Origin of the sequence: Brevibacterium sp. Mu109, assembly GCF_900169375.1 — a bacterium.
GTDB lineage: Bacteria > Actinomycetota > Actinomycetes > Actinomycetales > Brevibacteriaceae > Brevibacterium > Brevibacterium yomogidense_A.
Map to the genome: position 1 here is coordinate 123,938 of NZ_FXZF01000011.1, position 9,830 is coordinate 133,767.

The 9,830-nt window shown below is 70.4% G+C and carries 6 protein-coding genes and 1 pseudogene; 6 read left to right on the forward strand and 1 reads right to left on the reverse strand.

Annotation, left to right across the window (positions count from 1 at the left end; genetic code table 11):
• The first annotated feature begins 170 nt into the window (after positions 1-170).
• From BSP109_RS08685 to BSP109_RS08710, 6 genes are all read left to right on the forward strand, one after another.
• Positions 171-1,808, forward strand: a complete 1,638-nt coding sequence (locus tag BSP109_RS08685; protein ID WP_101600055.1) for a thiamine pyrophosphate-binding protein — start codon at positions 171-173, stop codon at positions 1,806-1,808.
• 296 nt (positions 1,809-2,104) lie between these two features.
• Positions 2,105-3,844: an ABC transporter substrate-binding protein gene (locus tag BSP109_RS08690; RefSeq protein WP_101600056.1), complete on the forward strand. Its 1,740-nt coding sequence runs from the start codon at positions 2,105-2,107 to the stop codon at positions 3,842-3,844.
• Positions 3,822-4,967 (forward strand): ABC transporter permease, encoded by a 1,146-nt coding sequence (locus BSP109_RS08695; RefSeq protein ID WP_180959664.1) that lies wholly within the window; start codon positions 3,822-3,824, stop codon positions 4,965-4,967. The genes BSP109_RS08690 and BSP109_RS08695 overlap by 23 nt, the downstream gene beginning before the upstream one ends.
• Positions 4,964-5,968 (forward strand): ABC transporter permease, encoded by a 1,005-nt coding sequence (locus BSP109_RS08700; protein WP_087005349.1) that lies wholly within the window; start codon positions 4,964-4,966, stop codon positions 5,966-5,968. Before BSP109_RS08695 ends, BSP109_RS08700 begins: the two co-directional genes overlap by 4 nt.
• A 1-nt stretch (position 5,969) precedes the next feature.
• Positions 5,970-7,901: an ABC transporter ATP-binding protein gene (locus tag BSP109_RS08705; RefSeq protein WP_257944613.1), complete on the forward strand. Its 1,932-nt coding sequence runs from the start codon at positions 5,970-5,972 to the stop codon at positions 7,899-7,901.
• A gap of 2 nt (positions 7,902-7,903) precedes the next feature.
• Positions 7,904-9,313 (forward strand): LLM class flavin-dependent oxidoreductase, encoded by a 1,410-nt coding sequence (locus BSP109_RS08710; protein ID WP_373404767.1) that lies wholly within the window; start codon positions 7,904-7,906, stop codon positions 9,311-9,313.
• A gap of 82 nt (positions 9,314-9,395) precedes the next feature.
• On the opposite strand, the pseudogene BSP109_RS08715 reads toward BSP109_RS08710, so the two are convergent.
• A pseudogene (locus tag BSP109_RS08715) lies at positions 9,396-9,830 on the reverse strand (hypothetical protein); the annotation flags it as partial.

Here is a 9,830-nt window from a genome sequence, read left to right on the forward strand (position 1 = left end):
ACTGTGGGCTGGCGACTGTGGGCTGGCGACTGTCGCATGGCAGCGAGTTCCGCCGCGTGGGCTTCACGGGCGGCCGCGCGCGAGGTGTCCTAGACTGCCACTGAACGATCGTTAAGACGCGTGGGTCGAAGCCGATCCGCGCGTTCGTCAACACACGGAGCGAGGAAGCTATGCGAGTGTACGAAGCGGTGGCCCGGTACCTGGCCGAGGAGCGCGCCGGGCGGCCGGTGTTCGGCCTGATGGGCGACGCGAACCTGGGATTCCTGGGCGCCTACATGGAGCACGAGGGCGGGCGCTACATCGGGGCGGCCCTGGAGGGCGGCGCAGTGTCGATGGCTGACGGCTGGGCGCGGCAGACCGATGAGGTCGGGGTCGCCTCCGTGACCCACGGGCCGGCGCTCACGAACACCCTCACCGCGCTCACCGAGGCGGTGCGCTCCCACAGCCCGATCGTGCTCCTCACCGGTTCACCGCCCGAGGTGAACGGCCACTTCCAGTACACGGACATCGAGGGCTTCGCCCGCTACGCCGGAGCCGGCTTCGTCAAGGTCCGCAGGGCCGATGAGCTCCTCGCGATGCTCGACAAGGCCTTCATGCTGGCCGCCGCGTCCTCCACCGCCGTAGTGCTCGATGTGCCGTTCGCCCTGCTGCGGCACGAGGTCGAGTACCGCGCGCCCAAGCTCCCGACCGTGCGCGGCCACCGGGTCCTCCCGGACACGGAATCCGTCGACGAGGCGCTGGCCCTGCTCGTGTCCGCCAAGCGACCGCTGCTGGTCGCCGGGCGCGGCGCGGTGGTCTCCGGTGCACGTGAGCAGATCCTCGAGCTCTCCCGTGCGATCAATGCTCCGGTGATGACGACGGTGCTGGCCAAGGACTACTTCGACGGGGAACCGGAGAACCTGGGCATCCACGGGACGCTGTCCAACGCGGTCGCCATCGACTACATGGCGGATGTCGACGTCGTGCTGACCTTCGGCGCCTCGCTCAACGCCCACACCACGGACAAGTTCGACCTCATGAAGGGCCGGATCCTCATCCAGTCGGACGCCGATCCGGCGGCCCTGAGCGGCTACGGGCCGGCCGACCAGGTCATCGTTGCCGATGCCGCGGCTCTGGCGCAGGCGCTGCTCGACCGACTCGTCGAATCCGAGATCGACGTCAAGCACGCGGCGTACATGGATGCCATCGCGGCGGCGCCGCACCGGGAGGCCAAGGACATGTACACCTCCACCACCGGCGATGGGTACATCGACATGCGCGATGCCACCCGGTGGTTCTCCGGCGCACTGCCGAAGGGCGCTCCGCAGGTGAGCGATGTGGGGCGCTTCGTCTACTCGACGTGGCCCCACATCACAGTGGATGCCGAGCGCTGGGTGTACGCCGGGACCTTCGGGTCGATCGGGCTGGGCACCGCGACCGCGGTCGGTGTGGCCGCGGCGCACCCGGATGTGCCGACCGGGCTCTATGTGGGGGACGGCGGCCTCATGCAGGGGATCGTCGAGCTCAGCACCGCGGTGCGCCACAACCTGCCTCTGGTCGTGATGGTGCTCAACGACGACTGCTATGGGGCCGAATACCTCAAGCTCGACCACTTCGGCAGCTCGGTGGAGAACGCGCTCATCGACTGGCCGTCCTTCGCCGACGTCGCCCGTTCGCTGGGAGCTCAGGCAGTGCGCGCGACCAGCATGGAGGATCTCGAATCGGCGGAGCAGCTCATCGCCGACGGACAGTTCCCACTGCTCATCGAGGTCATCGCCGACCCGCACAAGGTCGCCAACCGCCCCGGACTGGTGCCGACGGCGAACTGACGCGGGCTCCATCAGCCACAGATCCCACCAGCCACCAGCTTTCATCAGGCCGCATAGGAAAGAAGCTATGCGGCCTGATGAATGCTGGTGGTTCGCGTCATGGGTCGCGTCGTGGGTTCGCGTCACACCCTGCCGCATTCCGTCATGCTGAGGTCTTCCCGCTCCCCCGGAAACATGCGGATCTTCTGACCAGTATGACCGTGCGCGTCGTGGCGTGACGGCATCGGTGCCGGTGAGGGCACCGCGCTCCCTACTGTGACGGTCATCGCACTGACACACAGGGAGAACCTCACCGCATGACCGACTCGCCGCCGCACCGGCCACACGCACTCCGCCCCTTCGCACTCGCGGTCACCGCCGCCGTCTCCGCCCTCACGCTCACCGCGTGCGGAGGCGCGCTCGTCACCGCAGCAGCAGACCCGGGCGCAGCAGCTGACCCGGCCGTCTCAGCAGACCCGGGCGCAGCAGCCCCCGTCACAACGTCAACCGCCCCCGCACCCGCCTCAACCGCCCCCACCGACGTCATCACGTACGGCCACCAGCAGGAGCCGCCCTGCGTGCACGGCGGCTGGATCGAGCAGGGCTACCTCTCCCACCAGGTCCTCGACGCACTCGTGTCCCTGGGCGACGACGGCGCGGTCGAGCCATGGCTCGCCACCGACTGGGACGTCTCCGACGACGACCTCACCTGGACGTTCCACCTGCGCGAGGAGCCGACGTTCTCCGACGGCACCCCCGTCGACGCCCAGGCGATCGTGGACAACGTCGACTACTGGCTGGAGGGCGGCAACAGCACCGCCAAGGTCTGGTTGGACGACTACGTCGAGGACGCCACCGCCGTCGACGACCGCACCGTGGAGATCGCGCTCAGCGATCCGTACCCGCTCCTGGCGGAGAACCTCACGCAGCCGTACTTCGGCATCCAGTCGCCCACCGCACTCGCCACCCGTTCGGCGGAGGAGAACTGCACCTCCCCGATCGGCTCCGGCCCCTTCACCCTCACGGAGTGGAACCGCGGCACGAACATCGTCCTCGACCGCCGCGACGACTACGACTGGGCACCCGCCACCGCGGCGACGCAGGGACCTGCGAAGGCGGAGCGCATCGACTGGCGGTTCCTCGCCGACCCCACCGCCCGCACTGCCGCCCTGCGCGCCGGCGAGCTCGACGCGATCTACGACGTCCAGGCGTTCGAATGGGAGAACCTGCAGGACGAGGGCTACGAGACCCACCTCTTCAACACCCCGGGCCGCCCGCAGCAGATCAGCTTCAACACGACGCGCGCGCCGTTCGACGACAAGCGCGTCAGGCAGGCGTTCGCGTACAGCCTCGACCGCGAGTCCGTCGTCGACTCCGTCGGCAAGGGCGTCATCCCCTACGAGGGCAACGGCTCCGTCGGCCAGGCGACCGACGGGTACAGCCAGGCAGCCGCCGATCGCTACTCCTTCGACCCGGACGAGGCCGACCGCCTCCTCGACGACGCCGGATGGACGCAGCGTGCGGCAGACGGGACCCGCACGAAGGACGGCGAACGCCTGCACATCGAGTTCCCCTACGCCGGCGGCCGCACGATCAACCAGGACGGCGCCGCGATCATCCAGGGCCTCCAGCAGCAGGCGGAGGCCGTCGGGTTCGACGTCACCCTCATCCCCTTCCCACCGTCCGAGGCCGCGGCCGGTGCCTACACCGGACCGGACGAGTACGACCTGTCGATCGGCTATTGGACCTCGATCAACGCGGGGATCCTGCACGTCATCTGGCGGCAGGAGGTCGGCGGAGAGCCGAATACGTCGAACTCCGCCTTCTACTTCGACGACGAGCTCGAATCCCTCATCCGCGAGGCCAACTCCACCACCGACCCCGCCGAGCAGGACGCCCTCTACCAACAGGCCCAGGAGACCATCGCCGACGAAGCACTGTCGATCGGCGTCTACGACCGCCTCAGCACACTCGCCGCGAGCCCCCGGCTGCACGGCCTCCGCCAGGAGAACTCACAGGGAGGACCGGTCTTCCATGACGCATACATCGCCGACTGACACGACACCCGCCGCCGCACGACCCCACACCCACACCACCGCGCCCGAGGCCGCAGCCGCGCTCCAGCCGTCTGCCGCCTCCCAGCCCGCCGCACCCCCGCCCAACACCTCACAGCCCGGCGCCGACCGGGCCGGCCTCTCGCACGAGACCGGCGCCTCGGCCTCGGGATCCCGCAGGGTCCGCGCCCGGGCCGTGGCACGCGCCGTCGCCGTGCGCCTCCTCGGCTCGCTGGTCGTCCTGTGGGGCGCTGCGACCGCGGCGTTCCTCGCGCAGGTCGCCCAGCCGGGAGATCGCGCGACGACGATCCTCAACCTGCGCTCCGGCCAGTTCCAGGAACGGACCGCGGAAGAGACCGCGCCCGTCGCCGCCGAGTACGGCTTCGACCAGCCGGTCCTCGCCCAATACGTCGACTACCTGGGCGGGCTGCTGCGCGGCGACCTCGGCACCTCCTACCAGCAGCACCGGCCGGTGTGGGACGTCATCGCGGAGCAGCTCGCTCCCACGGCGGTGCTGAGCCTCTCTGCGATCGCGGTCGCGTGGATCCTCATGATCGTGTGGACGACGCTCACCGCGGGGCGGGCCCCCTGGCTGCGCGGCATCGGCTCGTCACTGGAGATCGCCGCCGCCAGCCTCCCCCACTACTGGCTGGGCGTCATCCTGATGCTGAGCCTCGCGATGCAGCTGGACTGGTTCCCCGTGGTGGGCGGGGGCGCGGTGGGCCTCGTGCTGCCGGTGCTGACGCTCGCGATCCCTCTTGCCGGATTCCTGGGCCAGGCCGCGCGCACGGACTTCGAACGAGCACTCGCGCAGCCGTTCGTGCTGAGCGCACGGATCCGCGGCCTGTCCGACACCGGCGTCCGCCTGCGCCACGCACTCAAGCACTCGCTGCGCTCACCGCTGCAGCTGTCCGGCTGGGCTCTGGGCGCGACGGTGTCCGGCGCGGTCGTGGTGGAGAGCGTGTTCAGCCGCAGCGGGATCGGCCGGGTGCTCGTCTCCGCGATCGAGTCGCAGGACCTGCCCGTCGTCACCGGGATCGTCATCCTCATCGCGGTGATCTACGTCCTCGCCGGCCTGCTGGTCGACGCCCTCACACTCACCCTCGACCCTCGGAGGAACGCATGACCACCCGACCCGCACACGTCGAGGCGCCCGCACCATCCACCGAACCGCCCGAGGCCGTCGCCGGTCCCGCACGCGGGGGCCCCGCCGGGACCGCGCGCAGGGGCACCGCCGGGACCGCGGCCACCGACCCGGCCGGGACCACACCGACGGACCCGACCGGCGCCTCGGTCGCGGTCGCCTCACGCGCGCGGCGCGCAGCCGCCTCTCTGCCGGCCCACGTCTGGGTGGCCGGAGCGGGACTCGCGGTGTTCGCCGTCGCGGCGATCGCACCCGACGTCCTGGCACCCGGCGACCCGGGTGAGATCGACCTCGCCGCGACGCTCAGCGGCCCGAGCCTCGAGCACTGGTTCGGCACCGACGAGCTGGGCCGCGACCTCTTCACCCGCGTGGTGCACGGAACGCGGGACTCGCTGGCGGTGGGCCTGGGGGCGGCAGCCGTGAGCATCGTCCTGGCGCTGGTGCTGGCCTCCCTCACCCTGACGGGCCGCGCGGTCGCAGCCGTGGTCGACCGCGTCATCGAGATCCTCTTCGCGTTCCCCACGCTGCTGCTCGCGCTGCTCGTGGTGGGGATGTTCGGACCCAGCCCCACGACCCTCGCGATCGCGGTGGGGATCGGGTCCGCCCCCGGGTACGCCCGGATGATCCGCGCTCAGCTGCACGCAGCGGCGGACTCCGGCTACGTCGAGGCGGCGACCGTGCTGGGGCACCCCCGCGGCCGGATCCTCGTCCAGCACGTGCTGCCGAACGCCCTGCGACCGCTGGTGGGCGTCTTCACGATGTCGATCGGCCAGTCGATCGTGTGGGCCTCCAGCCTCGCGTTCTTAGGGTTGGGCGTCGCACCGCCGTCGCCCGAATGGGGTGCGCTGCTGGATGCGGGCCGCACCTATCTCACCGCCGCAGGATGGCTGGTCGTCATCCCGGGGCTCGTCATCGTCGCCCTCTCACTCTCCACGACCGCCGTGGGAGCGCACCTGCGCGACCGTCTCGAAGGAGGACACTGACATGACCACCGCACTCACGACACATCCATCGGCTGGCGGCGAGATCGTCCGGACAGGTGCCGCTGACAGCGCCACCGGCACGTACGCCGGTCCAGCCGGACATCCGGTACCCGGCGCCGAGGTCCCCGCAGCTCCCGCTGCCCTGCTGAGCGTCCGCGACCTCATGATCGGGTTCGAGCACGTGGACGGGCCGCTGGTCCGCGGCGTCTCGTTCGATCTGCACCGCGGCCGCTGCGTCGCGCTGGTCGGCGAATCCGGATCGGGCAAGAGCCTCACCGCACGCACCCTCGTGGGCCTCACCGGCGCCGGCGCGCAGGTGAGCGCGCAGCGCCTGGTGCTGAGTGGAGGGCAGGCTGCGGGTGACGGGGACCCCGGGCAATGGGAGGACCGGGAACACCCGGATGGCCGGAAGGACCTGGACCACAGGGGTGGCCTGGACGACAAGGATGACCTCGATCTGCTGCGCCTCACCCCGCGGGAGTGGCGGCGGGTGCGCGGCGGGCGGATCGGGTTCGTGCTCCAGGACGCGCTGGTGTCGCTCGATCCGCTGCGGCGGGTCGGTGCGGAGATCGACGAGGCGCTGCGCATACATACGGGGCTCTCCCGCCGCGCGCGGAAGGACCACGTCCACCGCCTGCTCGCGGATGCGGGTGTGCCGGAGCCTCAACTGCGCGCCCGGGAACGACCGGCCCAGCTGTCCGGCGGTCTGCGGCAGCGGGCTCTCATCGCCTCGGCCCTGGCAGCCGGCCCCGAGGTCCTCGTCGCCGACGAGCCCACCACCGCCCTGGACGCCACAGTCCAGGCCCAGGTCCTCGAGCTGCTCGCGCAGCGGCGCGCAGCCGGTCAGTCGCTGATCCTCATCAGCCACGACCTAGCCGTCGTCGCGGAGCTCGCGGACGAGGTGCTGGTCATGCGAGCAGGCGAGGTCGTCGAGCAGGGCACCCCCGAGCAGATCCTCTCCTCCCCCCGGCACCCGTACACCCGCGCTCTCATCCAGGCGATCCCCGGCCCGCACACGCGGGGACGGAGGCTCGCAGGCGAGGGTCAGGCACACGAGCCGGCCGGGGCCTCGGCGCCGGTTACCGAGCCAGCACCAGTGCTCGAGCCAGTGCCGGTGCTCGAGCCAGTGCCGGTGCTCGAGGTGCGAGGCGCGCGCAAGTCCTTTCGGACGCCCGGCGGCGAGCGCCGGGTCGCAGTCGACGACGTGACCTTCACGCTGGGCCGCGGCGAGGTGCTGGGCATCGTCGGAGAATCAGGTTCGGGGAAGTCGACGACGGGGCGGATCGTGCTCGGGCTCGAGGACCTGGATGACGGGCACGTCCGCCTGCTGGGCGAGGACTGGTCCGACGCAGCGGAGGCGCGGCGGCGGGTGCTGAGGCACCGACTGTCCGTCGTGTGGCAGGACCCGCTCAGCTCGTTCGACCCGCGGTGGTCGGTGCGTCGCATCCTCGACGACGCGATCCGTGCGGCGAAGCGAGCAGACGCTCAGGCGGATTCCCGCGCAGAGGCCACTGTCGAGCAGCTGCTCGAGGCAGTGGGCCTCACAGCGGCCGTGGCCGACCGGGATCCGGGCACTCTGTCGGGCGGTCAGCGGCAGCGGGTGGCGATCGCCCGGGCGCTGGCGGGGTCGCCCGATGTCCTCGTGCTCGACGAGGCGGTGTCCGCGCTCGATGTCTCCATCCAGGCCCAGATCCTCGACCTGGTCCACGACCTGCGGGCGCAGACGGGGCTCAGCTGCCTCTTCATCTCCCACGACCTGGGAGTGATCGCACACCTGAGCGACCGCGTGCTCGTCATGAAGGACGGCGCGGTCGTCGAGGAGGGCCACCCGCGGTCCATCTTCGAGGACCCCCAGCACCCATACACACAGACCCTGGTCGACAGCGCACTGGGGCTCGCGACCACATCCACCACCACACCCACGGAGGCATGACCATGACCCGACCACTCCTCTTCAACGCGTTCCTCATGAACACCCCGTCGCATATTCAGCACGGGCAGTGGCGCCACCCGGACGCTCGGCAGACCGAGTTCGAGGGCCTCGACCTGTGGGTCGACCTCGCCCGCACGCTGGAGCGCGGCCTCTTCGACGCGATGTTCTTCGCGGATGTGTCCGGCCTCTACGGACCCGCCGACGGCGTCTACACCGACAACGTGCACGAGGGCCTGCAGATCCCCAGCAACGACCCCACCGTCCTGCTGGGTGCGCTCGCCGCGGTGACGGAGAGGATCGGACTGGCCACGACCTCGAATGTCATGCAGAACCACCCGTTCAACTTCGCCCGTCAGATCTCGACGCTCGATCACCTCTCGAAGGGCCGGATCGCGTGGAACATCGTGACCTCGACGCAGGAGAACGCCGCCCGCAACTTCGGGCTGGACGCGCTGGTGGAGCACGATGCGCGCTACGAGTGGGCGGAGGAGTACGTCGACGTCGCCTACAAGCTGTGGGAGGGCTCGTGGGACGAGGACGCCGTGCTGGTCGACCGCGAGGGCGGCCGATACTCCGACCCTGCGAAGATCCACAAGATCCACCACGAGGGCGAGCGCTACCGGGTCGAGGGCCCGCATCTGCCCTCGCCCAGCCCCCAGCGCACGCCGCTGCTGTTCCAGGCGGGCGGCTCACCGCGCGGCATCGCATTCGCGGCGCGACACGCGGAGGCCGTGTTCATCGCTCCTCCGAATCCGGAGGTCGCCCGCGACCACATCGCGAAGACCCGTGCGCAGGCGGTCGCCGCAGGCCGCCATGCTGATGACATCCGGTTCTTCCCGGGCATGAGCTTCGTCATCGGGTCGACTGAGGCCGAGGCGAAGGCGAAGGAGGCGGAGCTCCACGAGTACGCGTCGGACACCGGCTACGCCACCCACGCGTCGCTCGGCATCCAGCCGGATGGGTCCAGGCTGCCGGCGGACACTCCCCTGTCCGCGATCCCGAACAACGGGGGCCGTGGCCACGTCGAGTGGCTGCGCGCCGGACTGGGCCGTGAACCGGTCCTGGGCGACCTGGCCCGCGAGCGGATGATCGGCCGCACGGTCGTGGGCACCCCGGAGCAGATCGCGGATTCGCTGGAGGAATGGCGCGATGCCGGCGTCGACGGGATCAACGTCGTGAACTGGCGCCTGCCCAGCAGCTACGAGGAGTTCATCGACGATCTGCTGCCCACCCTGCAGGAGCGGGGTCTCGCGAAGACCGAGTACGGGGAGGCCACGACGCTGCGCGGCCGCATCTTCGGCAGCGACCGCCTGCCGGACCGCCACCCGGCCGCGCAGTACCGGGGTGCGTTCGGTGAGGGTGCAGCGGCGGGACAGCGGCTCGCATCCGCGCCCTCTCCTGCCGCGGGCTGACATCACCTCGAAACGACGAGACTGTGATGTCTCGAGACATCGGTGACAGTTCTGTATCAGGACATCGGTGACAGTTCATGTCTCAGGACTTCGGTGACACTCTGAGATTCTTCCGTGGTCGACCTCCACGCCTGCCAGTCGGATCCGGCCCGTGCCCAGAGGCATAGCGAACGCCTGCTGGCGGCCAGGCGTGCTCAGCAAGGATCACGCCGGCCTCGTCGATGAACTTCACTCCTGTGGGGTCCCACACGACGAGGACGCCGTGGCCGGCGTGTGGATGCGAGACCTGGAAGATGATCCCCTTGACGCTGATAGCGCCGTTCTTTCCCACGATGCGATGCCGTTTGCCCTCTGGATCGTTCTTCTTGATGCGGGCCTGCGCACGATCCGACAGCGGCGCGGGAACCGGCGTCGCAGCCGGGGTCGAGGACTGCTCGAGGGGTGCGGGTACGGGCATCTCGACAGCTGTGGGTGGTGGTCGGGGCGAGTCAGCGATCGGGGTGGTGTCCCACGCCTG